The following is a 25,819-nucleotide window of genomic DNA, read 5'->3' as shown; positions in this document are numbered from 1 at the left end:
TGGCGGTCAGATCAGGACTGTTTCCAGTCCGGATAGCGACGCTTGTCCGCTGCCGGCGGGAAGTACTGGTAGAGCCAGGTCTCGCTCAGGGCGCGGTCCTGGGTGCGGATGAAGGCGCGCATCGCCACCGGCTCGGTGCTGTCGCTGGTGGGATACCAGTCGAAGATGACCCGGTAGCCGCCGATCTCGTCGATCTTCAGCACGTGGAAATCCTGCACCTTGCCGTCCGAAACGGTCACCACCGGCTCGATGCCGGTGCCCTCGGGCAGGAACGACAGACCGCCGCCGTTGAAGTCCAGGGCGAAGCGCCGTGCCCAGACCTTGGGCCAGTGCTCGCCCGGCGCCCAGCCCTCGGGGAAGCCGCCGATGCCGGAACGGGTGGCATAGACCCGTGCCAGCGGCGTGCTCACCGGCGGCAGCGCGCTCCAGTGCAGCTTGTAGCCGTAGTTCAGCGACTTGCCGGCGGTGATGGTCTCCGCCGGAGCCCAGAAGGCCACGATGTTATCCAGCGTCTCGCCGGTGGTGGGGATCTCCAGCAACTGGATGGCGCCCTCGCCCCAGGCGGTGGTGGGCTCGACCCACAGGCTCGGCCGCCGGTCGTAGCGCACCATGACGTCCTGGTAGCTCTCGAACTCGTGATCGGTCTGCACCAAGCCGAAGCCCTTGGGGCTGTCGTCCTTGAAGGCGTTGAACTGCAGCTTGGGCGGATTGTTCAACGGCCGGCAGATCCACTCGCCGTTGCCCTTCCACATGGACAGGCGATCCGAGTCATGGATCTGCGGGTGGTAGGTGGTGCAGGTCTGGCGCTCGTAGGTGCCGCAGCTGAACATGCTGGTCATGGGCGCGATGCCCAGCTGCTTGATGTCGCGGCGAGCGTTGACGTTGGCGTCCACTTCCATCACCACCCGGTCGTTCAGGCAGTCGATGTCGAAGCGATAGGCACCGGTGGCGCTGGGCGAATCCAGCAGCGCATAGACCACGAAGCGGGTGCTGTTCTTGCTCGGGGTGACGAACCAGAACTTGGTGAAGTCAGGGAATTCCTCAGGGCGATCGGCATAGGTGTCGATCGCCAGGCCGCGGGCCGACAGGCCGTACTGGCGGGTCTTGTCCACCGCGCGGAAGTAGCTGGCACCGAGGAAGGAGACGATGTCGTACTGCGCCAGGTGCGGCGCCTTGAACAGCTTGAAGCCGGCGAAGCCCAGGTCGCCCTTGAGCTGGCCCTGGTCGACACCGCTGTTGTTGTAGCTGAACAGTTCGGGACGGAAGTGGACTTCCTTGGCCTGCTTGGTCTTGGGGTCCACCGAGTACATGCGCACCGGGGTCTTGAAGCCCATGCCGACGTGGAAGAACTGGATGTCCAGTTGGCCCTTGAGGTCGTGCCAGAGCGAATGCTGGGCATCGTAGCCGATGGCGTTGAACTGCTGGGGGGTCATGTTCGCCAGGGTGTCGGGCAGCTTCTGGGCGGTCGGCTGGTAGGCCTGGCCGGCCAGGTCCTTGGCGTGCTGCTTGAGCCAGTCGTAATCGAAGGCCTGGCCATCGCCATCGGCCGGATTGGCGAAGGCTTGGAGGGCGAACAGCCCGGTGGAGGGAATGCCGGTATAGGCCGCCAGGGCCAGGGACGCTTTGAGCAGGTGTCTACGCTGCATGGATCAACCTTGGTCACTAAGGATGAAAGATTCGGCCCAGCCGAACCGCCAGAAAGGAAAAAGAATGCACGATACCCGGATAGGTTCGCCATCGCACCGGTGAACTGCAGCCTAGCGCACGCTCTGGCCTGCCAGGAGGGTTACCAAAGCTTTCCGGATCACAGTTCGGGTGGCCGGGCATCCTGGAAAGCGCATCATCGACATCCCTTTGACGCTTCCGTGGAGACCCTCATGGCCAATGCCGCCATCGCCTTCGGGCAACCCAGCCCCATCCTGCGCATCTTCGATGACGAAAAGGCGCACGAATTCTACTGCCACTTCCTCGGTTTCCGCCTGGTCTGGGAGCATCGCTTCGAACCGAGGCTGCCGCTCTACGCCGAAGTCGAACGCCAGGGCCTGCGCCTGCACCTGTCCGGCCACCACGGCGACGCCTGCCCAGGCTCGACGGTCTTCGTGCGGATGACCGGCATCCGCGCCTTCCAGACCGAGCTGCTGGCCAAGAACTACGGCTTTGCCCGTCCGGGTGTCGAGGAATTGCCCTGGGGCCTGGTGATGGAGATCGCCGATCCGTTCGGTAATCGATTGAGGTTCTGTGAGGAGACGCCGAAGGCCTAATGGTGATCGCGGCCATGGGCCGCTCCTACAGGGGATGAGGCTTTTGTAGGAGCGGCCCATGGCCGCGATAGTCCAAGCCAGAGCGGTCGCCAAGGTGCACCGGCATGGCTGCGATCAGCCTATGCAACCGCCATGGCCACGATCCAGGTTCAAGCCAGCACAGGCTCCAACAGGGGCACCGCGCCCTCCTCCACCTGCCACCAGCTCGGCAGCAGCGCCTTGACCTCGGGTTGGGTGAACCTATCGTCGATCAAGTAGAGGCAGCCGCGATCCTGCACGGTGCGGATCACCCGGCCAGCGGCCTGGATGACCTTCTGCAGGCCCGGGTAGAGATAGGCGTAGCGATAGCCGTCGCCGAAGCGCCGTTGCAGGCGCTGGCGCAGCTGCTCGTTGACCGGATTGAGCTGGGGCAGGCCGAGGGTGGCGACGAAGGCGCCGATCAGGCGGTCGCCGGGCAGGTCGATGCCCTCGCCGAAGCTGCCGCCGAGCACGGCGAAACCTATGCCGCGGCCATCGGCCTGGAAGCGCTCGAGAAAGGCCTGGCGGGCGGCTTCGTCCATGCCGCGGGACTGGCGCCACTGGGGCACCTCGGGGGCCCGCTCGGCGAGGGCTTCGGCCACCTGATCGAGATAGTCGAAGCTGCTGAAGAAGGCCAGGTAGTTGCCCGGTCGCTGGCGATAGCGCGCCGCGATCAGGGCCGCGATGGGCGCGCGGGAGGCGGCGCGGTCGGCGTAGCGGGTGGAGAGCCGCACCAGGCGCACCTCCAGCTGCTCGGCGGCGAAGGGCGAGGCGACGTCGACCCAGGCACTGCCGGCCGGCACCCCGAGCAGATCACGGTGGAAATGCGCCGGCGTCAGGGTGGCGGAGAACAGGGTGCAGCTATGGGCCGCCGCCAGCCGCGGACCGACGAAGGGCGCCGGCACCAGGTTGCGCAGATTGAGTTGCGACTGCGTCTTGCCGCGGCCCTTGAGCAGGGTGACGTCGAACAGCGAGTGATCGCCGAAGGTCTCGCCCAGGCGCATGAACTGCAGCAGGTCGAAGAACAGCGTCTGCAGCTCCGGCGCCGGCGGCTGCCCGGATTCGCCGAAATGCTCGGTGAGCAGGCCCACCACCCGTTGCAGGGCGGTGAGGAAGGCGGCGGGCAATTCCGGCTGCACCTGGTAGTCGGCCACCTGCTCCTTGTGCAGTCGACTCCATTCGCGATTGAGCGCCTGCAGGCCCTTGGCGATGGCCGGGGGCGCCACGGCTCGGCCGGCGGCCAGGCGGCGCTGGTCGAGGCTGGCGCTGTACATCCCACGGGCGCGGTCGAGCAGGTTGTGGGCTTCGTCCACCAGCACCCCGACCCGCCACTCCTGGGTCTGGGCCAGGGCGTGGAGCATGGCGCTGCCGTCGAAGTAATAGTTGTAGTCGCCAACCACCACGTCGCTCCAGCGCGCCAGTTCCTGGGCCAGGTAATAAGGGCAGACCTCATGGGCCAGGGCCGTCTCCCGCACCCGCGCCCGGGTCAGCTGCGTGGGTTCGGCCAGGGCGGCGGCACGCGCGGCCGGCAGGCGGTCATAGAAGCCGCGCGCCAGCGGGCAGGACTCGCCATGGCAGGCCAGTTCCGGGTGCTCGCAGGCCTTGTCCCGTGCCACCAGCTCCAGCACCCGTACCGGGGCGGCCAGGGACTCCAGGCCATGCAGGGCCAGGGCACGGCCAGGGGTCTTGGCGGCGAGAAAGAACAATCGATCCAGTTGCTGCCGCGGCATGGCCTTGAGCAGCGGGAACAGGGTGCCCACCGTCTTGCCAATGCCGGTAGGCGCCTGGGCCAAGAGGCAGCAGCCAACGCTGGCGGCCTTGTAGACGGCTTCCGCCAGGGGCCGCTGGCCGTGGCGAAAGTCGGCATGGGGAAAGGCCAGGGTCGCCAGGGCGGTATCCCGGGCGGCGCGATGGGCCAGCTCCTGGCGCGCCCAGGCGAGAAAGCGCGAGCACTGCAATTCGAAGTGCGCGGCCAGGTCGGCTGCCGTCCATTCTTCGGTGAAGACGGTCTCGGTGCCCGTGCCGATGTCGAAATAGACCAGCGCCAGGGTCAGCTCCGACAGCTCGCGGCTCTGGCAAAGCAGATGGCCATAGACCTTGGCCTGGGCCCAGTGCAGGTGGCGGTGATTGCCCGGCTGGCGTTCCAGGCTGCCCCTGTGGGTCTTGATCTCTTCCAGGCGCTGGGCGACGGCGTCGAAACCGTCGGCACGGCCACGCACCTGCAGGTCCTCGAAGTCGCCCTGGAGGCTGACCTCGCGCTCGTAGTCGGGTCCGCGCCGCGCCGCCACCCGCTGATGCCCTTCGATGCCCTCCAGGGCGGTGGGCGACGGGGTGAACCTCAGGTCCAGGTCGCCGGCCTTGGCGGTGAATTCGCAGAGGGCGCGAACGGCGATGCGATAGCTCATGCGGGCGTCGCGGCGGCCTGCCACTGCACATGGCAGACGCTCACCGGAATGTCATGGGCGGCAAAGAAGTCCAGCCAGCGGCGCTGGTTGTCCTGCAAGCGGTCGCCCGGGCCCTTGACCTCGATCATCCGGTAGCGCCCTTCCGCCGGCCAGAATTGGATCAGGTCGGGCAAGCCGGTGCGGTTGTTGTCCGGGTCTTCCAGCAGGCGCTCGAAGCACAGCCGCAGATGCTGCGCCGGCAGGCAGGCCAGGGCCTGGTCGAGCAGTTCGCTGCTCAAGATGCCCCAGGCGACGAAGGGCGAGGCCAGGCCGCGCTTGCCGGCGAAGCGCTCGCGGATCACCGCCGGATAGGAGCCGTCTTCCAGTCGCGCCAGGCAGGCGGCGAAGGCTTCGGCCCGTCGCTCACGAAAGCCCGGCAGGCGCAGGTCGGCCGGCTCGCGCTGATAGGGGTGGAAGAAGGCGCCGGGGATGGCGAGGAAGATGGCGTCCCAGCACAGCAGCCCGAACAGGCTGGTGAGCAGGGTGTTTTCCACATAGTGCACCGGCGCCTCGTCGCGGCCCAGGTGCTCGCGCACCAGCCACTCCACCCGGCGCAGGCCGTCGTTGACCAGTTCGAAATCGAGGCGCTCCACAGTACTGACCGGACGGCGTTTGTTGGGCGGGCCGCCCTGCTTGCGCACCAGCCGCGGCAGGATGCGCGCCACCTGCTGACGCTCGGCGTCATGGGCCGGGGCGGCGGCGATGGCTTCCGCCAGCACCTGGGCGGCGGGCCAGTCCTCCAGGCGTTCGAGCATGCGCAGGGCACGGATGCGCGACTCGGGGTGCGCCGAGGCGGCATAGAGCGCCTGGGCCTGGGCCAGTTCGCCGAGGCGTTCGTGATGCTGTGCCAGTTCGTGGAGCAGCTTGCCGCGGCGCAATTCCAGCCAGGTGTTGGCGAAGCGTTCGGCGGGCAGCAGCGGTAGCAGCTCGGCGGCCGACAGGCCATCGCGCAACGCCTGGCGGCAGCGCTGGATGTGGAGGTAGGCGTCCACCTCGTGGCGCTGGCCGAAGGCACGGGATTCGGCGCTGAAGGCCACCGTCTCGTACTGAAAGATACCCAGGTCGGCCAGCACGAAGTCGGTCCAGTCCTGATGCAGATTGCCGAAGAACAGCAGGCGCAGACGGTCGCAGAGATCCATCAGCGTCAATCGCCAGACACCCTCCGCCACCAGCTCGGGCACCGTCCCGGCCCAGCCGCTGAAGGCCAGGGGCGCGGTCTGCTGGCCCTCCAGATGGGCCAGCCAGTCTTCCTTGCGGCCCGTCTTGGGCAAACGACTGCCGAAACAACCGAGCAGCTCTTCCTTGCGCAGCAGGGCGAAGAGCTCGATCAGGTGCAATTCCGGATCGGCCAGCAGCCAGCCGAGCTCCACCAGCGGACTCGCCGCGGCGCGGGGGCAGCCGATCTCGCCATAGACCAGCTTGCTGGCACGGAACACCTCGCCCTTGCGCATCACCAGGCGCACCAGCAGAGCCCGCGAGGGCTGCGGCAGCTCGGCGAAGGCGGCGATGAAGGCCTGCTCGCGGTCGTCGAGCAGATCGGGATAGCGCAGGGCGACCCAGTCCAGTACCCGCTGGAAGTTGTGCAGATAGTAGAGAGGGTCTTCGAGTGGAGCTTTCATGCGAAGCGGAGGACGAGGTGATCGGCTGGCTATTTATCCAGCCCGATTCGACGTGGGCAAGCCTGATGCGATGCGCGGTCGTCTGCCGGGAAGCGTGGCATTTCTTTCGGTTGAACATCCCGACTTCTAGTCATACGATGACTGACAAAGACCACCATAACGACAAGTCCAGGAGTCTGAGCGTGAAGATCAAACGCATCACCGTCACCCCCATCGCCTTTCGCGATGCCCCGCTGCTCAACGCCAGCGGCATCCACGAACCCTATGCCCTGAGGTCCATCATCGAGGTGGAAGGCGACAACGGCCACATCGGCCTCGGCGAAAGCTACGGCGATGCCCCGGTGCTGGCAGTGCTGAAAGCCATGGAAAGCAGCCTGATCGGCCTCTCCGCCTGGGACCTCAATGGCCTGCGCGCCCGGGTGGTGGAGACCGTCGCCGGCCTCGCCGGTGGCGTGGTGGCTGGTGCCGAACTGGCGCCTGGCTCCCATCCGAGCAAGCAGGTGGCCAACGCCTATTCCGCCTTCGAAGTGGCCTTTCTCGACCTGCAGGCGCGCTCCCTGGGCATTCCCCTGGTCGAATTGCTCGGCGGTGCGGTGCGCCGCGAGGTACCCTTCAGCGCCTATCTGTTCCTCAAGTACGCCGAGCACATCGATGCGCCCTACCCGCCCGATCGCTGGGGCGAAGCCATCAGCCCCGAGCAGGTGGTGGCCCAGGCGGCGCGGATGATCGAGGAGCACGGCTTCCAGAGCATCAAGCTCAAGGCCGGCACCCTGCTCGGTCCGGATCACGAGGCGGCCTGCATCAAGGCGCTACGCCAGGCCTTTCCGGAAGCGCCGCTGCGCATCGATCCCAACGGCAACTGGTCGCTGGAAACGTCCCTGCGCATCGCCGAAGTACTGAAGGACGATCTGCAGTACTACGAAGACCCGACCCCGGGCCTGGACGGCATGGCCGAACTACACCGGCGCACCGGCATTCCCCTGGCCACCAACATGGTGGTCACCGACTTCGACGAATTCCGCCGCAGCGTGGCCCAGAACAGCGTGCAGATCGTGCTCGCCGACCACCACTACTGGGGCGGTCTCAGGGATACCCAGATCCTCGCGCGGATGTGCGACACCTTTGGCCTGGGCGTCTCCATGCACTCCAACTCTCACCTGGGCATCAGCCTCATGGCCATGACTCACGTGGCCGCCGCGGTGCCCAATCTGGCCTATGCCTGCGACACCCACTACCCCTGGCAGGAAGCGGACGAGGAAGTCATCCAGGGCGGCAAGCTGCCGATCAGGAACGGCTGCGTCGCCATTACCGATGCCCCCGGCCTGGGCGTGGAGCTCGATCATGACCAGCTCGCCAAGCTGCATGAACAATTCCTCGCCATCGACATCCGCAGCCGCGACGATGTGCGCCAGATGCGCAAGTACCAGCCGGACTGGGAAACCCGCAAGCCCCGTTTCTAGCCGCCCGGTGCCCCTGACGACCGGCCCCGCACCGGCCGTCGACGGCTCCGCTTCCCACCTTTTCGCCCTGTACAATCGGCGGCGCACCGCCGTGCCAGAACAACGAGAAAAGACCTACAGGGAATCCGGGGAAGATGTTGAACGCACCACGCCTCACCGCACTCATGCTCGGCCTGGGATTGGCCGCCACCGTCACCTTCGCCACGGCGCAGGACGCCGATCCGGCGCGCGCCTACGTCGACGCCCTGCTGGCGAAGATGACCCTGGAGGAGAAGATCGGCCAGCTCAACCTGGTGAGCGTGGGGCCGGACTACCCCAAGGAAGCCATCATGGCGGACATCCGTGCCGGCAAGGTGGGCGCCATGTTCAACACCGTGACCCGCCCCGACATCCGCCAGATGCAGGACCAGGTCGCCAACAGCCGCCTGAAGATCCCGCTGTTCTACGCCTATGACGTCATCCACGGCATGCGCACCATCTTCCCCATCAACCTGGGTCTGGCCAGCACCTGGAATCTCGACGCCATCGCCACCAGCGGGCGGATCTCGGCCCTCGAGGCTGCTGCGGACGGCCTCAACCTGACCTTCTCGCCCACCGTCGACGTGACCCGCGAACCGCGCTGGGGCCGCGCCTCGGAAACCTTCGGCGAGGATACCTGGCTCACCTCCCGCATCGGCGCCACCCTGGTGCGGGCCTACCAGGGCAACGACCTGCGCGCCCCCGACAGCCTGATGGCCAGTATCAAGCACTTCGGCGGCTACGGCGCCGTGGAAGCCGGACGCGACTACAGCAATGTCGACATGAGTCCGCAGCGACTCATGCAGGACTACCTGCCGCCCTATCGCGCTGCCGCCGAGGCCGGTGCCGGGGCGGTGATGGTGGCGCTGAACAGCATCAACGGCGTCCCGGCCACGGCCAATCGCTGGCTGCTGCAGGATCTGCTGCGCAAGGACTGGAACTACAAAGGTCTGCTGATCAGCGACCACGGCGCCATCAACGAGCTGGTGCTGCACGGCGTGGCCAAGGACACCCGCGACGCCGCCGAGCAGGCGCTCAAGGCCGGCGTCGAGCTGAACATGCACGACGACGTCTACGGCAAGCAGCTGCCCGCCCTGCTGGCGGCCGGCAAGGTCACCCAGGCCGAGATCGACCAGGCCGTGCGCGACATGCTGCTGACCAAGTACCGCCTGGGCCTGTTCGAGGATCCCTATCGCCGGCTGCAGGGCCAGGACCCGGCGGACACCAACGCCGAATCCCGCCTGCACCGTACCGAGGCCCGCCAGGTGGCCCGCGAGAGCCTGGTGCTGCTGAAGAACGAGAAGGCCGTGCTGCCGCTGCGCAAGGGCGCCACCCTGGCGGTGGTCGGGCCGCTGGCCGACAGCCAGCGCGACGTCATGGGCAACTGGTCCGCCGCCGGTGTGTCCGCCCAGGCGGTGTCCATCCGCCGCGGTCTGGAGAACGCCGTGGCCGGCCAGGGCAAGGTACTCTATGCCAAGGGCGCCAACCTGCTGGCCGACCGTGATGTGCTGGCCTATCTCAATTCCTACGAACCGGCGGTGGCCGTGGACACTCGCAGCGCCGGCGACATGATCGCCGAGGCGGTGGCCGCCGCGCGTCAGGCTGACGTGGTGGTGGCGGTGGTAGGCGAATCCCAGGGCATGGCCCACGAAGCCTCCAGCCGCGCGCGCATCAGCGTGCCCGACACCCAGCGCGATCTGATCAAGGCGCTCAAGGCCACCGGCAAACCGCTGGTGCTGGTCTTGATGAACGGCCGCCCGCTGGCCCTGGAATGGGAACAGGAGCAGGCCAATGCCCTGCTGGAAGCCTGGTTCCCCGGCACCGAGGGCGGCAATGCCGTGGCCGATGTGCTGTTCGGCGACTACAACCCCTCGGGCAAGCTGACCATGACCTTCCCCCGCGAAGTGGGCCAGGTGCCGCTGTACTACAACCACCTGAGCAGCGGCCGGCCCTTCGATGCGGCCAAGCCGAACAAGTACACCTCGCGCTACTTCGATATCGTCAACGGCCCGCTCTACCCCTTCGGCTACGGCCTGAGCTACACCTCCTTCGACGTCTCGGCGCCGCAGCTGTCCAGCGCCACCCTGAAGAAGGGCGAGACCCTCACCGCCAGGGTCACGGTGAAGAACACCGGCGACCGCGCCGGCGCCACCGTGGTGCAGCTCTATCTGCACGACGTGACCGCCTCCCTGGCCCGTCCGGTCAAGGAGCTCAAGGGTTTCCAGAAGGTGATGCTGCAACCGGGCGAGAGTCGCGAGCTGGACTTCCCCATCACCGAGGCGGACCTGCGCTTCTACAACAACGACCTCAAGCTGGTCTCGGAGCCGGGCGAATTCAAGGTGATGGTCGGCCTGGATTCGGAGCGGGTGCGTGAGGGGAGCTTCACCCTGCTGTAAGGGCCGGGCCCACCGCTTTGCCCCCCTCTCCTTCGGAGAAGATCGGGGTGAAGAACGCCCTGCCCGAGTACCCCAGTGGAAAACGCTGCGCGGTTTTCCACGCTACGGGGCCGACCTTGACGCCCCCTCTCCCCTTGGGAGAGGGCCGGGGTGAGGGAGACCCCATTCAAGGAATCCAAGATGCCGACCCTGACCCTCGCCGCCGCCCAATCCGCCTCGATCGCCGGGGACCTCACCGCCAATCTGCGCATCCATCTGGACTTCATCGCCGCGGCGGCCGAGGCAGGGGTGGATCTGCTGCTGTTTCCCGAGCTGTCCCTGACCGGCTACGAACCCAGCCTAGCCGAGACGCTGACGCTGGACCCGGCCGATGCTCGCCTGCAGCCATTGCGCGACGCCTGCCGCGCAGCGCGACTCACGGCCATCGTCGGTGCTCCCGTGCGCAGCCCCGCCGGCCTGCATATCGGCGCCTTGATCCTGGGCGCCGACGGCAGTTGCCGGGTACACACCAAGCAGTATCTGCATCCGGGCGAGGCACCACCCTTCTCGGCCGGCACCGGCGGCGGCCTGTTGCCGGTGAATGGCCTGAACTGCGCCCTGGCCATCTGCGCCGACAGCAATCACCGCGCCCACGCCGAGGCAGCCCGGGCCCAGGGCGCCGACGTCTACCTGGTCTCGGCAGTGATCGGGCCAACCGGCTATCCCGCCGACAGCGCCCGCCTGGCGGCCCATGCCCGGGAGCTGGGGTTTCCGGTACTCCTGGCCAATCACCATGCCCCGACCGGTGGCTACGCCTGCGTGGGGCGCAGTGCCTTCTGGCTGGCCGACGGCCAATGCCTGGTGGCGGCGCCGGGTGCCGGTGATCTCCTGCTGATCGCCCGTCTGGAGGGCAAGAATTGGCAGGGCGAACAACGCGCCTTGCCACTCTGAACCCTACCAGCACCGAGCGGTACGCGACCTGGCCAGCGGGTCACGGCGCGACCCTTTTTCGCCAACGGTATCCCGTCACCTCTGCGGCTAAAGGTCACACTTTTAACGCCGATAAGTCTCTAACATCCTCGTTTCAGACAATTCCAAAGGATGCTTCTCGCAGCGTGGACGACGCTGTATTTGAAGGAGCGACACCATGGCCCTGGCCACCATCCGGACTCGTTACACCCTGATCTTCCTCGGCTTCATCGGCGCGACCGTACTCGCCACCATCGTCGGCATCCGCCTCTGGGTCACCCCGGACCTGGTCGCCGCGGGCGAGTCCGCGGTGCTGACCCGGGTCAATGAGATAGGGACGCGCATCTATCGCGAACTCAACCAGATCCAGGCGCAACAGCGCGCCATCACCCAGGCCGTACCGCTGCTGGACAGCGCGGGCATCGACAAGGTGCTGCCCGGCCTGGTGGACCAGTACGGCGACGCCAAGGTGTTCGGCGGCGGGATCTGGCCGTTGCCGAACCAGCGCGAGCAGGGTCGCGACAAGTTCAGCACCTTCTACCACCGCGATGCCAGCGGCAAGCTGATCGTCAACACCCACTGGAACTCGCCCGAATCGCTAAACTATTGGGAGCAGCCCTGGTTCCAGGCCGGCCTCAAGGCCCCCGCCGGGCAGTGCGTCTGGGCCGCCGCCTACAAGGACGCCGCCAGCGCCCAGCCGCGCACCAACTGCGCCATGGCCATCCAGCGCGATGGCAAGGCCTTCGGCGTGGCGACCATCGACCTCACCCTGGGTTTCTTCAACCCCCTGGTGGACCAGTTGCGCAAGGAACTCGACGACACCGACATGATGATCGTCGAGGCCGATGGCAAGATCCTCAGCAACCTCACCGAGCTGGGCGATTCGCAGGTCCTGAACAACGTCTCGGCCTACGCCGCCCGTTCGCCCTTCGTCGCCGCCATCCAGCAGAATCTCGGCAAGCTGCGCGGTGATGCCCTGGTCCGGGACGCCTACATCGACGAGCACGGCACCCCGCACACCTTCTTCCTGCAACCGCTGGCCGGTACGCCCTGGCTGTTGGCCACGGCGCTGCCGACCGCCCTGCTGGGCGCTACCAACACCAGCATCCTCAAGACCCTGGCGGCCATCCAGTTACCCCTGGTCCTGCTGCTGGTGGCAATCATGGTGCTGGCCCTGGGCAAGCTGATGGGTCGCCTGGGCATGTTGCAGCGCAACATCGAATCGCTGTCCGCCGGTGATGCCGACCTGACCCGCCGCGTGCCGGTGAATGGCAAGGACGAGGTGGATGCGGTGGCCGGTGCGGTGAACGGCTTCATCGCCTACCTGCAGCGGCTGATCGGCGAGGTCGGCGACGCCACCGATCGCATCGATACCGGCCTCAAGCAACTCCATGGCCAGGCCCAGCAGAACGGCGCCATCCTCGCGCGCCACGCCAGCGAGACCGATCAGGCGGTGACCGCCATCACCGAGATGAGCGCCACCTCCGACTCCGTAGCGCGCAGCGCCGGGGACACCGCATCTCTCACCCAGGCCGCCAATGGCCAGGCCGAGCGTTCCCGCGCCGTGGTGCAGCAGGCGTCCGCCAGTGTGTTCGCCCTGGTCGACCAGGTGGAAGACGCCACCCTCAAGGTGCAGGCCATGCAAAGCGATGCCCAGCGCATCAACGACGTGCTCGGGGTGATCGGCGGGATTGCCGGTCAGACCAACCTGCTGGCGCTCAACGCCGCCATCGAGGCGGCCCGCGCCGGCGAACAGGGTCGCGGCTTCGCGGTGGTGGCCGACGAGGTCCGCGCCCTGGCCGGCCGTACCCAGCAGAGCACCGCCGAGATCAACGAGATGCTCAACCGGTTGCAGCAGGGGGTGAGTTCCGCGGTCGCGGCCATGGAAATGACCAAGGCCAGTTGCCAGAGCACTGCAGAGCGCACCCGCGAGGTCACCGAAGGCCTGGACGAGATGAGCGGTTCGGTGGTGCGCATCAGCGACCTCTCGACCCAGATCGCCGCGGCCGCCGAACAGCAGAGCGTGGTGGCCGGGGAGATCAACCAGAACATGGTCGCCGTGCGCCACATCGTCGAGGACCTGGTCACCAGCGGCAACCGCACCGCCGAGAGTACCGCCGCGGTCCAGTCGTCCAACGAACAGCTGATCGCCGTGGTGCGCCGCTTCCGGGTGAAGTGACCCGAACGCCGCAACATGAAAAAGCCGGGCGTTGCGCCCGGCTTTTTCGTTTATCCCACCAGATGCAGAAAATGCATATGGCGTTCGTACTGGTCGAGGATGTCGCCGATGACGTCCTCCCGCGACCAGCCCATGACGTCGTGGTCCTGGCCGCCCTCGCGCAAATAGACCTGGGCGCGGAAGTACTTGCGCTCTTCGTTTGGCTCGCTGCCCATGACGAAACTGGGCATGGCGTAGGCGTGGGGTCTGACCTGGTAGACGAACTCAGGTTGGTCGGCCGGCCCGACATGCAGCCGCACCCCGCCATCGTCGCGGTCTTCCACGCCGCATTCATAACCCTGCTTGCGCCATTCCTCGGCCACCGCCAGGCAGGCGGGCCTCGCCACCTCGGCAATGAAACGCACCACATGGGCCCGTCGCGGGAACATGGCCAGGCCGCGCAGCCGCCGTTGCCAGCCGCCCGGCGTACGGGTGGTGGGCGGGGTGAGACTCAGCGACTGATGGCGCAGACCGCGCTTGGTGGCGTCCAGCTTGAGCGCCTTGAGCAGTCCGCGCATGCTCAAGAGCAGTGCCAGGGTAAAGGGCAAGGCACTGGCGATGGTGGCGGTCTGCAAGGCCTTGAGGCCATCGGCCAGCAGCAACGCGATGGCCACCAGCCCCATGCTGGCGCCCCAGAATACCCGCTGCCAGACCGGCGTCCGGTCCTGGCCGCCGGAGGCCAGCATGTCCACCACCATGGCACCGGAGTCGGCCGAGGTGACGAAGAACACCACCACCATGACGATGGCGATCAGCGAGATCAGGCTGGCGAAGGGGAAGTGTTCCAGGAAGGCGAACAGCGCCAGGGAGCTGTCCTGGGAGACGGCGGCGGCCAGGTCGGTGATGCCCTCGGTGAGGATCATGTGGATCGCCGTGTTGCCAAATACCGTCATCCACAACAGGGTGAAACCGGCCGGCACCAACAGTACGCCGGAGACGAATTCGCGGATGGTCCGCCCGCGCGAAATGCGCGCGATGAACAGCCCGACGAAGGGCGACCAGGCCAGCCACCAGCCCCAGTAGAACAGCGTCCAGCCGCCGATCCAGTCGGTGGGGCGGTAGGCGTTGAGATTGAGGGTGCGGCTGACGATCTCGCTGAGGTAGCCGCCGGTGTTCTCGACGAAGGTCTGCAGGATCAGCACCGTGGGGCCAAGGATGACCACCGTGAGCATCAGCAGCACCGCCAGCCCCAGGTTGAGCTCCGACAGCCGCCGTACGCCCTTGTCCAGACCCGAGACCACGGAAAGGGTGGCCAGCGCCGTGGTGATGACGATCAGGCCGATCTGCACCGGGGTGGACACCGGCACGCCGAACAGCACGTTGAGACCGGTGTTGATCTGGGAGACGCCGAAGCCCAGGGAGGTGGCCACGCCCAGCACCGTGCCGATGATGGCGAAGACGTCCACGGCATGGCCGATGGGGCCGTAAATGCGCTCGCCGATCAGCGGATAGAGCGCCGACCTCAGGGTCAGCGGCAAGCCATGGCGATAGCTGAAGTAGGCCAGGATCAAGGCGACGATGGCGTAGATCGACCAGGCGTGCAGGCCCCAGTGGAAGAAGGTGATGCGCATGGCCTGGCGCGCGGCATCCACCGTCTGACCGTCGGCATAGGGCGGATTGAGGAAGTGCATCACCGGCTCGGCGACGCCGAAGAACATCAGGCCGATGCCCATGCCGGCGGAGAACAGCATGGCGAACCAGGTGGTGTTGGCGTAGTCCGGCTCGCTGTGGTCCGGGCCGAGCTTGATGTCGCCGTAGCGGCTGATGCCGAGGAACACCACGGTACCGAGGATGATGGCCACGGCGAGGATGTAGAACCAGCTGAGGTTGGTGATGATCCAGCCCTGGATGGCGGCGAACAGCCACTGGGCGTTGGCCTGGAACAGGCTGGCGTAGAGCACCAGCGCCAGCAACAGCAGGGTCGAGGTCCAGAACACGGGGGGACTGAAGGTGGGACGGGCGGCGGATTCTCCCTGGCCGGTCATAAAAAGGGCTCCTGTTGGTGAAGTGCGCACAGGTGGACTGCCCTCGGCCGTGATCGTTTCGCTGGCGACGCCGATTGAACGGCGCCCGTCGTTCTGCGCCAGCCGCCCGGAGCGCTGGCGCTACCCCTGGGGCAGCGCCTTCACGCCAGAGCCACCGGGGGCTGCAGCCAAGTCACGCAGCCAGCGCGCCGGGGCGATGCCGAAGGCCTGGCGGAAATGTCTGGTCATATGACTCTGGTCGTAGAAGCCCGCCGCCACGGCCGCCTGGGCCAGGTCCACACCCAGGCGCACCTGCAGCCGCACCCGGTCGAGTCGGCGCAGGGTCAGGTAGCGGTGCGGGCTGGTACCGAAGTAGGCGCGGAAATCGCGACTCAGGCTCCAGCGGTCGCGTCCGGCACAGCGCGCCAGGTCGTCGAGGGTGACGGGCTGGTCGAGGTGGTCCTCCAGGTATTCGCGGGCCCGCAGGGCGGCGGCGAAGTCGACCCGTCCCCGGCTCGGCCAGGGTGGCGACCAGGCCATAGAGCGCATCGTCGCGTCCGAGGGCATCGGGACGCTCGTCCAGGGCGGCGAACACCGCATCGGTGGCCCGGGCCAGGCGCGGATCCAGGGAGACCCCCTCGCGATGGAAGGGCAAGGGTCGCCCACCGAGGACGTCTTGCACCAGCGCCGGAGGCACATAGAGCATGCGATAGCGGAAGCCGCAGGCAGCGCCCGCGCGGCCGTCGTGGACCTCGTCGGGGTGGAAGACCATGGTCTCGCCCGGCAAGCTGTTGGTGTGGGCGCCACGATAGGAAAAGCTCTGCACCCCGGCCAGGGTACGGCCGATGGCGTAGGTGGCATGACGATGGGGATCGAAGGCATGCCCGCTGAAAAAGGCCTCGATGGATTCCAGCTCGGCGAAGGCTTGGGCATGGCGCACCCAATCCGTGGCGCCGGGTAGCTCGGTCGTGGTGCTCATGGCGACTCCTCAGGCGCTCAGCCTAGCAGACCGCGCCAAGCGTCGTGGAACAACAGCAGGGCACAGCCGACCAGACTCAGCCCCAGCAGCCGATTCACCCAGCGCAACCCGCGCCCCCGTACCAGGTAGCGTCCCAGTCCGGCGCCGAGCAGGGCATAACCGGCCGGCGCGCCGCCTGCCGCCAGCGCCAGGGGTAAGGTGCAGAGGGCGATCTTCGCCCCAGTTATCTGGGCAGCGGGAAACATCACCGTGGCGATGGGCAGCACCGCCAGCCAGCCCTTGGGATTGAGCCCCTGGATCAGCAGACCACGGGCGAAGGTCAAGCGCTCCACCGGCGCGTCCTGCCCCTCCGCAGCCGGCGCTGCGGCGGTGGCGATGCGATAGCCCAGGTACAGACTGTAGCCGCCGCCGAGCAGTGCCAACCAGGGTAGCCACGCCCCCGAGACGACGGCCGCACCGGCATAACCCAACGCCAGGAACATCAGCAGCATGGCGCAGCCTACCCCGGCATAGAAACCCAGGGCGCGCCGCGCCTGGCCGCGCAGGCCGGCATCGAGGCCCAGGGCGTTGACCGGGCCGGGGCTGTACATGACGCTCAAGGCATAGAGAAAGATTTCCACGGGGCACCCACTAGCAGTCGAAAGAGATGCCCAGGCTAGCCAGGCGCCCCCGACCCTGGCTTGTACGTTCGTGGCTATGCCAACTTGAGAGTCATCATATGACTCGGCAGAATCGTGATCCATACAGCTGCCGCGGAGACCGTCCTTGGCCAACGATCGCAGTGCCTCGCCCTGGCGTGGCCGACCCGATGGCAAGCCGCCGACCCTGAAGGATGTGGCCCGCCTGGCCGGGGTCTCGCCGATCACCGTATCGCGCACCCTCAACCAGCCGGAGATCGTTCGTCCGGCCTTGCGCGAGAAGGTCTTTCGCGCGGTGCGCGAGAGCGGCTACCAGCCGGCCATGCTCACCACCGGCGCCGCGCCCCAGGACAGCCGGCTGATCGCCATCCTGGTGCCCACCATCGTCAATTCCATCTTCGCCGACACCGTGCAGGCGCTCATGCAGACCCTGACCGAAGCCGGCCACCAGACCCTGCTGGGCCTGACCGACTATTCCGCCGAACGCGAGGAGCGGTTGCTGGACGCCCTGCTGCGCCGCCGTCCCGACGCCATGGTGCTGACCGGCACCCTGCACACGGCCGCCAGCCGGCTGCGCCTGTCCCAGGCCGGCATCCCCCTGGTGGAGTGCTGGGACCAGGGCGAGCGGCCGCTGGACATGCTGGTGGGCTTTTCCCATGTCGCGGTGGGCCAGGCCGTCGCTCGGGAGCTGCTGGCGCGCGGCTATCGCCACTTCGCCAGCCTGACCCTGGACGATCCCCGCGGACGGCTGCGTCGCGATGCCTTTCGTGAGGAACTGGCCACCCACGGACTGGGCGCGCCAATCGATGTCAGCCTGCCGCCGCCGGCCACCCCGGCACTGGGGCGCCAGGGCCTAGCCCAGTTGCTAGACGTTGGCACCCGCCCCGAGGTGGTGGTCTGCAGCTCCGATACCCTCGCCCACGGGGTGCTGGCCGAAGCCCATGCCCGCGGCCTGCGGGTACCGGAAGAGCTGGCCGTGATGGGCTTCGGCAACCTGGCCAGCGCCGCCCATTTGATCCCGGCGCTGAGTACCGTGGACGTGCGCGGCGCCGCGATGGGCGCCCAGGCCGCGGAGGCCCTGCTCGCCCGACTGGCGGGCGCGGAGACACAGCTGCGACGGAATACCGGCTTCGAACTGGTCATGCGCGAGAGCACGCGCTGACGCTTGAATGATTGCGTAATCAGCTTAGCGTCCTCTTGCAGGTGCCGGCCTCGCCGCCGGTCTTGCCCGCTGAAAAGGACAATAACAATGCGCAATCCCACCGCTTCTTCGCGGCGGACCCACGTCCGCTATCTGGTCCTGGCGATGATTTTCCTGGTCACGGTGTTCAACTACGTCGACCGCGCCACCCTCTCCATCGCCGCACCGGCCATGCGCCACGACCTCGGCTTCGACGCCGTGGCCATGGGCCTGGCCTTCTCGGCCTTCGGCTGGGCCTACACCGCCATGCAGATTCCCGGCGGTATCGTGCTCGATCGCTTCGGCTCGCGGCTGGTGCTGGGCGCCAGCCTGATCCTCTGGTCGGTGCTAACCTTCCTGCAGGGCTACGTCGAATTCTTCTCCTCGGCCCTGCTGGCGCTGTTCGTGCTGCGCTTTTTGATGGGCGTGGCCGAGTCGCCGGCCTTCCCCGCCAACAACCGCCTCACGGTGATGTGGTTCCCACGCCAGGAGCGCGGCCTGGCCACCGCCATCTTCCAGTCGGCGCAGTACTTCGCCCTGGCGGTGTTCACCCCGCTGATGGTGATCCTGCTCAACCAGTTCGGCTGGGAGCACGTGTTCTTCTGGACCGGCGGCGCCGGTATTCTCATCGGCCTGCTGTGGTTCGCCACCGTGCAGGAGCCCCGGCACGACAAGAGGGTCAGCCAGAGCGAACTGGACCACATCGAGGCCGGCGGCGGCCTGCCCGACCTGGGCGACACCAAGGCGCCCTTCAGCTGGCGCACCTTCAAGGCCATCAGCGGCAACCGCATGATGCTCGGCATCTACCTGGGCCAGTTCTGCCTGACCACCATCACCTGGTTCTTCCTCACCTGGTTTCCCACCTACCTGGTCGAGGCCAAGGGCCTGACGATGCTCAAGGTCGGCCTGATCGCCGCCATCCCGCCGGTGGCCGGCTGCCTGGGCGGTGTCATCGGCGGACTCTGGTCGGACGGCATGCTGCGCCGCGGCTACAGCCTCACCGCCGCGCGCAAGACGCCGATCATCGTCGGCCTGCTGCTTTCCAGCAGCATCGTGGTGGCCAACTACACCCAGTCCATCGCCCTGGTCACCCTGGTGATGTCCATCGCCTTCTTCGCCAAGGGCGTGGGCAACCTCGGCTGGTGCATCGTCGGCGATGTTTCACCCAAGCGCGCCATGGGCGTGAGCGGCGCCATCTTCAACTTCTGCGGCAACATCGCCAGCATCGTCACCCCGCTGGCCATCGGCTTGATGATCAACCAGCTCGGCTCCTTCGACGTGGCCCTCACCTACGTCGCCGCCATGGGCCTGCTCGGCGCCTTCTCCTACCTGGTCATCGTCGGCCCGCTCAAGCGCCTGGACCTGGGCGAACTGAACGACGAGCCGCCCGCCGCCACCACCGCCACCCTTGCTTCCACGCGTCCCTGATCCTTACCCCTGGAGATCACTGCCATGAACGATATGTCCTACAGCGCCGACCAGGATCGCATCGCCTGGGTCCGCCTGGCTTCCGTGTTCCTGCCGCTGGCCACCCCCATCAGTGACGCCAAGGTGCTCACCGGCCGGCAGAAGCCGATGACCGAGATCGCCATCCTCTTCGTCGAGATCGAGACCCGCGACGGCCAGCGCGGCCTGGGCTTCAGCTATTCCAAGCGCGCCGGTGGCCCCGGCCAGTTCGCCCATGCCCGGGAAATCGCCCCGGTGCTGCTCGACGAGAATCCCAGCGACATCCAGAAACTCTGGACCAAGCTCTGCTGGGCCGGCGCCTCGGTGGGGCGCAGTGGCCTCGCCACCCAGGCCATCGGCGCCTTCGACGTGGCCCTCTGGGATCTCAAGGCGCGCCGCGCCAACCTCTCCCTGGCGCGGCTGCTCGGCGCCCAGCGCGATTCGGTGCGCTGCTACAACACCTCCGGCGGTTTCCTGCACACGCCACTGGAGCAGTTGCTGGTGAACACGGACCTCTCTCGCGAGAAAGGCATCGGCGGCATCAAGCTCAAGGTCGGCCAGCCCGACTGCGCCCTGGACCTGGAACGCGTCGCCCGCGTGCGTCGCCACCTGGGCGACAGCTTTCCGCTGATGGTCGACGCCAACCAGCAATGGGACCGACCCACCGCCCAGCGGATGTGCCGGCGCTTCGAGGAATTCAACCTGATCTGGATCGAGGAGCCGCTGGACTGTTACGACGCCGAAGGCCACGCCGCCCTGGCCGCCGCCTTCGACACCCCCATCGCCACCGGCGAGATGCTTACCAGCCTTGCCGAGCACCAGGAATTCATCCGTCTGCGCGGTGCTGATTTCCTGATGCCGGATGCACCCCGGGTCGGCGGCATCACACCCTTCCTCAAGGTGGCCGCCCTGGCCGAGCAGGCGGGCGTGATGCTGGCGCCGCACTTCGCCATGGAATTGCACGTGCACCTCGCCGCCACCTATCCCACCGAGCCCTGGGTGGAACACTTCGAATGGCTGGAGCCGCTGTTCAACGAACGCCTGGAAACCCGCGACGGGCGGATGCTGGTGCCGACTCGACCGGGCCTGGGCCTATCGCTAAGCGAGAGGGTCGCCGGCTGGACGGCGCAGGAAGCGGAATTCGGCCGCCGCGGCTGACGTCCGCTCTGCGCCGCGAACTCCGCCGGGGTGTGGCACTCTATCCAGGCCAAGGCCTGGAAGAGAAAACCCATGTTCGGATCGCTGCGCAGTCGCCTGCTGGCCGTGTTGCTGTTGCTCGGCGGCATGGCCGTCGGGGTCGGCTGGCTGATGGTGCTGCTGCTGCGGCAATCGGAAAGCGCCCAGCTTGGCCAGGCCAGGGTGGAAGCCGAGCAGGCCTGCCAGGCCATCGCCAGCAGCTATCGCTTCTACAGCAACGGCTGGTCCGGCCCCACTGCCGGGCTGAACGATCCGACGCTACGCCAGGGACTCACCGGCGTGGCCGCCACCGCCCTGCTGCGCTATCGCGGCATGGCCGGCGGCCTCTGGCAGGAACAGGCCGGCCCCCTGGCCGAGTCCAGTGCCTTCGAACTCTCCAGCGCCGAGCGCCAGCGCCTGGCCAGTCTCATCGCGACGACCCTCGGCGACGCCCGCAGCCTGAGCGATCGCCTCAGCAGCGACGGCACCACTACCCTGCTCGCCGCCTGCCCGCTGCCCGGCCCCATCGCCGATCTCGCCGCCTGGACCCTTACGCGCCTGAGCTTCGCCGAGAGCGAAGGCCAGCGCCAGTTGAAGCTCGGCCTGGGCCTGCTGCTGCTGGCCATGCTGGCGACCACCCTGCTGCTCGGCCGCCTCACCTGGCAGTGGTCGCGCCACGTCGCCCGCGTCGAACGCGATCTCGGCGCCAACGCCAGTCATGATCTGCCCACCCTGGCCCTTACCGGCGAACGGGAGCTGGACCGGGTGCTGGCCGCGCTCAACCAGGCCGGTCAGCGCCTGGCCCAGGCCCGCGACGAGGCCCAGCGGCTGACCACCCAGGTCCATGCCAGCGAAAGACTGGCTGCCCTGGGCCGGGTAGCCGCCGGGGTCGCCCACGAGATCCGCAATCCCCTGGCCGCCATGCGTCTCAAGGCCGAGAACGCCCTGGCCGGCGATGGGGTGCGTCAGCAGCGCGCCCTGGACGCCATTCTCGCGCAGATCGCCCGGCTGGACGTCCTGCTGCGGCGCCTGCTCGACCTCACCCAGCCGCCGCAGCTACAGCCGACCACCGTCGCGCTACCAAACTTCTGTCGCGAAGTGCTGGCCGGTCATGAAGACCAGGCCGCCCAACGCAGCCTCCGTCTGACCGCCCAGGTGGCGGTCGAACAGGGCTTTTTCGATCGCGACGCCCTGGCGCGGGCCCTGGACAACCTGCTGCTCAATGCGCTCCAGGCCGCCCCGGCGGGCAGCGAGATCCGCCTCGCCGTCAGCCGGCGTGGCGATTGGCTGGTGCTGGCGGTGGAGGACGAAGGCCAGGGGCCACCCGCCGAATTGCGCGCCCAGCTGTTCGAACCCTTCGTCACCGGCCGCCCCGAGGGCACCGGCCTGGGCCTGGCCCTGGTCCGCGAGACCGCCCGCGCCCATGGCGGCGAGGCACGCCTGGTCGAGACCTCTCCCCCTACCCGCTTCGAGATCCTGCTGCCATGCCTACCCTGCTGATCATCGACGACGACGCCGGCCTGCGCGACGCCCTGGCGGAAACCGCTGCGGATCAGGGTTATCGCGTGCTGCAAGCCGACCAGGGCGAGACCGGGCTGCGGCTGTTGCAGCAAGAGGCCGTCGATGCCGTGCTGCTCGATCTGCGCATGCCGGGGCTCGATGGGCTGGAGGTGCTGGCGCGCATCCGCGCCCTCCCCGAGCCGCCGCCGGTCACGGTACTCACCGCCTTCGCCAGCGCCGGCAACACCATCGAGGCCATGCGCCTGGGCGCCTTCGACCACCTCACCAAGCCCATCGGCCGCGAGGAATTGATCCGGGTGCTGGCCGGCATGACCGCCCAGCGCGGGCCGGCCAATGCCCCGGCGGCAACGGCGGACGGTCACACCCTGGTCGGCGGCAGCGATGCCCTGCGCCAGGTGCAGAAGACCATCGGCCGCCTGGTGGACAGCGAGGCTACGGTACTGGTCACCGGCGAGACCGGCACCGGCAAGGAACTGGTGGCCCGTGCCATCCACGAACACGGCAAGAGACAGGGCGCGCCTTTCGTCGCGGTCAACTGCGCCGCCATCCCACCGGATCTCTTGGAAAGCGAACTCTTCGGCCATGTCCGCGGCGCCTTCAGCGGGGCGACCGCCAATCGCCTAGGCGCCTTTCGCGAAGCTCAGGGCGGCACCCTCTTCCTCGACGAGATCGGCGACATGCCGCTGCCCATGCAGGCCAAGATCCTGCGTGCCTTGCAGGAGCGCGAGGTAACCCCGGTAGGCGGCGCCCCGGTGCGGCTGGACGTACGCCTGGTGGCCGCCACCCACCGCGACCTGGCCCAACGCGTCGCCAGCGGCGATTTCCGCGAAGACCTCTTCTACCGGCTGCACGTGGTGCCCATCCACCTGCCCGCCCTGCGCGAAAGACGTGCCGACATCCTGCCCCTGGCCGAGCACTTCCTCGCCCCCAGCGGCCGGGTGTTGGCCGACGATGCCGCGGCCCTGCTCTTGCGCCACCCTTGGCCAGGCAACGTACGGGAATTGCGGAATGCCATCCAGCGCGCCGCTACCCTGGCCCAGGGCGAGCGCATCGTCGCCGCCGACCTGGCCTTCCTGCAGGGCGAGACCGCGGATGAGTTAGCCATCGATGCCAACTGGCCGGAGGAAACCCTGGCCGAAGCCACCGCTCGCCTGGAGCGGTTGTTGATCGAACGGGCACTGCAACGCAGTGGCGGCAACCGCGCCGAGGCGGCCCGGCGGCTGGGGATTCATCGCCAGCTGCTCTATACCAAGCTGAGCCGCCTGGGCCTGGGTGTCGGTGAAGAAGACAGCCAGGCCTAGGCTGTCCGCTTTACCGACAGCGGTGTCCGCCAGCCGGACGCAACGGCCGCTCAGCACCGCTCATAAAAACCACAAGCCATTGATTTAAAAGGAAATAATAAGTTGGCACAGGCCCTGCAATATCCTCATCGTCAACCACCGCAGGAGTCATCCATGCCTACCAAGACCCAAACCCTCGTGATCGGGACCTTCGCCCTGCTGTCCGTCAGCGGCCTCGTCCTGGCACAGACCGCACCCGCCGGCAGCACCGCCACCACTACCGCTGCCAGCGCCCAGATCCCCACCCAGCAGGGCCAGCTCAAGCAGTTCCTGCTCAATCCCCGCGGCGATATCGACGGCCTGATCCTGGCCGACGGCACCGAGGTCAACACCCCGCCGCACCTGTCCGAGCAACTGGCCGCCACCTTCAAGCCGGGTGACAGCATCAACGTCGCCGGCCTGCGCGCCGCCAGCCTGCCGCTGGTCCAGGCGGTGTCCCTGACCAACGTCCAGACCGGCAAGACGGTTACCGACGAAGGCCCCGACCGTGTGGGCGGCCCCCGTCCGCCGGCTCCCCCGGCCCCTGGCAGCGAACGCGACGGCGACAGCCTCCAAGGCCAGATCGTCCAGCTGCTGCACGGCCCCCGTGGCGACGTGAACGGCGCCCTGCTGCAGGACGGCACCGCGCTGCGCCTGCCGCCCCATGAAGCCCTGCGCCTGCAGGCCCTGCTCAAGCCCGGCGCCAACGTAGCTGCCCGCGGCGAGCTGGTGGCCAATGCCCAGGGCCGCGCCTTCCGGGTCAGCGCCCTCGGCGCCGACGCCAACTCGCTGCAGACCCTGGACACCCCGCCGCCCCCGCGTGGTCCCGGTCGTCTGCCGCCGCCCCCGCCCCCCGGCGTCCAGCCGGTCGCTCCGGGCGTGCAGCCGCCGGCGCCGCCCGCCCCGCCGGCCGGCTGATCAGGCCAGCAGCCGCTGGGTCGCCTCGGCGATCCGGCGGCAGGCTTCCTCCAACACCTCGTGCGAGGTGGCGTAGGAAACCCGGAAGTAAGGCGCCAGGCCAAAGGCCGAGCCTGGCACCACCGCTACCCCGCCCTCGTCCATGAGGTAGCGGGCAAAGGCCGTATCGCTGTCGATCAGCTCCCCGCCCGGCGTCCGCCGACCCAATACCCCCGCGCAACTGGCGTAGACATAGAAGGCTCCCTCGGGCCGCCGCGCCGACAGACCCGGCACCGCGTTCAACGCGTCCACCACCAGATCCCGCCGCTCGCGGAACAGCTCGCAACGCTCGCGTACGATGTCCTGTGGCCCATCCAGGGCGGCGATGGCCGCGGCCTGGCTGACCGAGCAGGGGCAGGAGGTCACCTGACTCTGCACACTGGCCATGGCCTGGATCAGCGCCTTGGGCCCACCGGCATAGCCCAGGCGCCAACCGGTCATGGCATAGGCCTTGGAGACGCCGTTGATGGTCAGGGTCCGCTCGCGCAGCCGCGGCTCCAGGGTCGCCGGGGTGACGAAGCGGAAGCCGTCGTAGAGGATGTGCTCGTACATGTCGTCCACCATCAGCCAGACCTGCGGATGGCGTAGCAGCACCTCCAGCAGCGGGCGATAGTGGGCCTCGCCATAGGCCGCCCCCGAGGGATTGGACGGCGAGTTGAGCATCACCCAGCGGGTGCGCGGGGTGATGGCTGCCTCCAGGGCCTCGGCGGTCAGGCGGAAGCCATCCTCCTCACGGCACGGCAGCACCACCGGCATGCCGCCGAGGATGGTGACGATGTCGGCGTAGGTCACCCAGAAGGGCGCCGGGATGATCACCTCGTCGCCCGCGTCCAGGGTCGCCATCATGGCGTTGAAGATCACCTGCTTGGCACCGGCCGAAGCGGTCACTTCATCCTGGGCGAACACCAGGTCGTTCTCCCGGGCGAACTTGCGGCGGATGGCCTCCTTGAGCGCCGGGCTGCCGTCGAGCACCGTGTACTTGGTCTGGCCGGCGCGGATGGCCTGGATCGCCGCCTCCTTGATGTGCTCCGGGGTATCGAAGTCCGGCTCGCCCGCACCCAGCACCAGCAGATCGACGCCCTGGCGGCGCAGGGCGTTGGCGCGCTCGGTGATCGTGAGGATCTCGGAGACACCCACGGAGGCGAGGCAGTGGGCGAGGTGCAGGGTCGAATCGGCGGCCATGACAGGGCTCCAGGCAGGACGAAGAGAGGTGCCGGAAGCGTCCGGCAGGGATCGTCTCGCACTATCGAACCGCGG

17 protein-coding genes and 1 pseudogene are annotated in these 25,819 nt (G+C 67.8%); 11 read left to right on the top strand and 7 right to left on the bottom strand.

Annotation, left to right across the window (positions count from 1 at the left end; all coding sequences use genetic code 11):
- Window positions 1-11 precede the first annotated feature (11 nt).
- Complete coding sequence (locus tag QZ471_RS10415) at window positions 12-1,646, bottom strand: glucan biosynthesis protein D (RefSeq protein WP_295463374.1); 1,635 nt, start codon at window positions 1,644-1,646, stop codon at window positions 12-14.
- A 231-nt stretch (window positions 1,647-1,877) separates the two neighbouring features.
- On the opposite strand from QZ471_RS10415, the gene QZ471_RS10410 reads away from it, so the two are divergent.
- Window positions 1,878-2,261 carry a glyoxalase superfamily protein gene (locus QZ471_RS10410; protein ID WP_295463372.1) on the top strand — a complete coding sequence of 128 codons (384 nt, stop codon included), beginning with the start codon at window positions 1,878-1,880 and terminating at the stop codon, window positions 2,259-2,261.
- Between the two features lie 149 nt (window positions 2,262-2,410).
- Here QZ471_RS10410 and QZ471_RS10405 read toward each other — a convergent pair whose 3' ends face one another.
- Both QZ471_RS10405 and QZ471_RS10400 read right to left on the bottom strand, forming a co-directional pair.
- Window positions 2,411-4,684, bottom strand: a complete 2,274-nt coding sequence (locus tag QZ471_RS10405) for an ATP-dependent DNA helicase (protein ID WP_295463370.1) — start codon at window positions 4,682-4,684, stop codon at window positions 2,411-2,413.
- The gene (locus QZ471_RS10400) at window positions 4,681-6,342 is read right to left on the bottom strand and encodes a VRR-NUC domain-containing protein (protein ID WP_295463368.1); all 1,662 of its coding nucleotides are present in this window, start codon (window positions 6,340-6,342) and stop codon (window positions 4,681-4,683) included. The genes QZ471_RS10405 and QZ471_RS10400 overlap by 4 nt, the downstream gene beginning before the upstream one ends.
- A 182-nt stretch (window positions 6,343-6,524) precedes the next feature.
- Between QZ471_RS10400 and QZ471_RS10395 the strand changes: the two genes are divergently transcribed.
- The 4 genes from QZ471_RS10395 to QZ471_RS10380 all read left to right on the top strand — a co-directional run bounded on the left by QZ471_RS10395 (window position 6,525) and on the right by QZ471_RS10380 (window position 13,343).
- The gene (locus QZ471_RS10395) at window positions 6,525-7,802 is read left to right on the top strand and encodes a glucarate dehydratase family protein (RefSeq protein WP_295463366.1); all 1,278 of its coding nucleotides are present in this window, start codon (window positions 6,525-6,527) and stop codon (window positions 7,800-7,802) included.
- 134 nt (window positions 7,803-7,936) lie between these two features.
- Window positions 7,937-10,216, top strand: coding sequence for a beta-glucosidase BglX (gene bglX, locus QZ471_RS10390; RefSeq protein WP_295463365.1), 2,280 nt, complete (start codon window positions 7,937-7,939; stop codon window positions 10,214-10,216).
- A gap of 180 nt (window positions 10,217-10,396) precedes the next feature.
- A complete protein-coding gene (locus tag QZ471_RS10385; protein WP_295463363.1) occupies window positions 10,397-11,146 on the top strand; it encodes a carbon-nitrogen hydrolase family protein in 750 nt (249 codons plus the stop codon).
- Window positions 11,147-11,342: 196 nt separating this feature from the next.
- The gene (locus QZ471_RS10380) at window positions 11,343-13,343 is read left to right on the top strand and encodes a methyl-accepting chemotaxis protein (RefSeq protein ID WP_295463361.1); all 2,001 of its coding nucleotides are present in this window, start codon (window positions 11,343-11,345) and stop codon (window positions 13,341-13,343) included.
- Between the two features lie 50 nt (window positions 13,344-13,393).
- Here QZ471_RS10380 and betT read toward each other — a convergent pair whose 3' ends face one another.
- The 3 genes and pseudogenes from betT to QZ471_RS10365 all read right to left on the bottom strand — a co-directional run bounded on the left by betT (window position 13,394) and on the right by QZ471_RS10365 (window position 16,945).
- Window positions 13,394-15,367 (bottom strand): choline BCCT transporter BetT, encoded by a 1,974-nt coding sequence (gene betT / locus QZ471_RS10375; RefSeq protein ID WP_295463358.1) that lies wholly within the window; start codon window positions 15,365-15,367, stop codon window positions 13,394-13,396.
- Between the two features lie 120 nt (window positions 15,368-15,487).
- Window positions 15,488-16,325: pseudogene (locus tag QZ471_RS10370) on the bottom strand (AraC family transcriptional regulator).
- A gap of 17 nt (window positions 16,326-16,342) precedes the next feature.
- A complete protein-coding gene (locus QZ471_RS10365; RefSeq protein ID WP_295463356.1) occupies window positions 16,343-16,945 on the bottom strand; it encodes a LysE family transporter in 603 nt (200 codons plus the stop codon).
- 145 nt (window positions 16,946-17,090) lie between these two features.
- Here QZ471_RS10365 and QZ471_RS10360 point away from each other — a divergent pair, with 145 nt between their 5' ends.
- The 6 genes from QZ471_RS10360 (at window position 17,091) to QZ471_RS10335 (ending at window position 24,523) form a co-directional block, all read left to right on the top strand.
- A complete protein-coding gene (locus QZ471_RS10360; RefSeq protein ID WP_295463354.1) occupies window positions 17,091-18,125 on the top strand; it encodes a LacI family DNA-binding transcriptional regulator in 1,035 nt (344 codons plus the stop codon).
- A gap of 87 nt (window positions 18,126-18,212) precedes the next feature.
- Window positions 18,213-19,571 (top strand): MFS transporter, encoded by a 1,359-nt coding sequence (locus QZ471_RS10355; RefSeq protein WP_295463352.1) that lies wholly within the window; start codon window positions 18,213-18,215, stop codon window positions 19,569-19,571.
- 24 nt (window positions 19,572-19,595) lie between these two features.
- Window positions 19,596-20,747 carry a mandelate racemase/muconate lactonizing enzyme family protein gene (locus QZ471_RS10350; protein WP_295463350.1) on the top strand — a complete coding sequence of 384 codons (1,152 nt, stop codon included), beginning with the start codon at window positions 19,596-19,598 and terminating at the stop codon, window positions 20,745-20,747.
- Window positions 20,748-20,819: 72 nt separating this feature from the next.
- Window positions 20,820-22,265, top strand: a complete 1,446-nt coding sequence (locus tag QZ471_RS10345; RefSeq protein ID WP_295463348.1) for a HAMP domain-containing sensor histidine kinase — start codon at window positions 20,820-20,822, stop codon at window positions 22,263-22,265.
- Entirely contained in the window at window positions 22,250-23,587 is a 1,338-nt protein-coding gene (locus QZ471_RS10340; protein ID WP_295463346.1) for a sigma-54 dependent transcriptional regulator, read from the top strand. Before QZ471_RS10345 ends, QZ471_RS10340 begins: the two co-directional genes overlap by 16 nt.
- Before the next feature lie 153 nt (window positions 23,588-23,740).
- Entirely contained in the window at window positions 23,741-24,523 is a 783-nt protein-coding gene (locus QZ471_RS10335; RefSeq protein WP_295463344.1) for a hypothetical protein, read from the top strand.
- Here the strand turns inward: QZ471_RS10335 and QZ471_RS10330 are convergent, their stop codons facing one another.
- A complete protein-coding gene (locus tag QZ471_RS10330) occupies window positions 24,524-25,744 on the bottom strand; it encodes a pyridoxal phosphate-dependent aminotransferase (protein WP_295463342.1) in 1,221 nt (406 codons plus the stop codon).
- Window positions 25,745-25,819: the final 75 nt, after the last annotated feature.

Origin of the sequence: uncultured Pseudomonas sp. (assembly GCF_913774235.1) — a bacterium.
Classification (GTDB): Bacteria; Pseudomonadota; Gammaproteobacteria; order Pseudomonadales; family Pseudomonadaceae; genus Chryseomonas.
Note: the sequence above shows the minus strand (reverse complement) of the source record. Positions and strands in the feature narration are given on the sequence as shown.

What these genes read in the sequence shown, in the direction of transcription:
- QZ471_RS10415 (WP_295463374.1), bottom strand. Translation starts at nt 1,646, where the DNA reads ATGCAGCGTAGACACCTGCTCAAAGCGTCCCTGGCCCTGGCGGCCTAT.
- QZ471_RS10410 (WP_295463372.1), top strand. Translation starts at nt 1,878, where the DNA reads ATGGCCAATGCCGCCATCGCCTTCGGGCAACCCAGCCCCATCCTGCGC.
- QZ471_RS10405 (WP_295463370.1), bottom strand. Translation starts at nt 4,684, where the DNA reads ATGAGCTATCGCATCGCCGTTCGCGCCCTCTGCGAATTCACCGCCAAG.
- QZ471_RS10400 (WP_295463368.1), bottom strand. Translation starts at nt 6,342, where the DNA reads ATGAAAGCTCCACTCGAAGACCCTCTCTACTATCTGCACAACTTCCAG.
- bglX (WP_295463365.1), top strand. Translation starts at nt 7,937, where the DNA reads ATGTTGAACGCACCACGCCTCACCGCACTCATGCTCGGCCTGGGATTG.
- QZ471_RS10385 (WP_295463363.1), top strand. Translation starts at nt 10,397, where the DNA reads ATGCCGACCCTGACCCTCGCCGCCGCCCAATCCGCCTCGATCGCCGGG.
- QZ471_RS10380 (WP_295463361.1), top strand. Translation starts at nt 11,343, where the DNA reads ATGGCCCTGGCCACCATCCGGACTCGTTACACCCTGATCTTCCTCGGC.
- betT (WP_295463358.1), bottom strand. Translation starts at nt 15,367, where the DNA reads ATGACCGGCCAGGGAGAATCCGCCGCCCGTCCCACCTTCAGTCCCCCC.
- QZ471_RS10355 (WP_295463352.1), top strand. Translation starts at nt 18,213, where the DNA reads ATGCGCAATCCCACCGCTTCTTCGCGGCGGACCCACGTCCGCTATCTG.
- QZ471_RS10350 (WP_295463350.1), top strand. Translation starts at nt 19,596, where the DNA reads ATGAACGATATGTCCTACAGCGCCGACCAGGATCGCATCGCCTGGGTC.
- QZ471_RS10345 (WP_295463348.1), top strand. Translation starts at nt 20,820, where the DNA reads ATGTTCGGATCGCTGCGCAGTCGCCTGCTGGCCGTGTTGCTGTTGCTC.
- QZ471_RS10340 (WP_295463346.1), top strand. Translation starts at nt 22,250, where the DNA reads ATGCCTACCCTGCTGATCATCGACGACGACGCCGGCCTGCGCGACGCC.
- QZ471_RS10335 (WP_295463344.1), top strand. Translation starts at nt 23,741, where the DNA reads ATGCCTACCAAGACCCAAACCCTCGTGATCGGGACCTTCGCCCTGCTG.
- QZ471_RS10330 (WP_295463342.1), bottom strand. Translation starts at nt 25,744, where the DNA reads ATGGCCGCCGATTCGACCCTGCACCTCGCCCACTGCCTCGCCTCCGTG.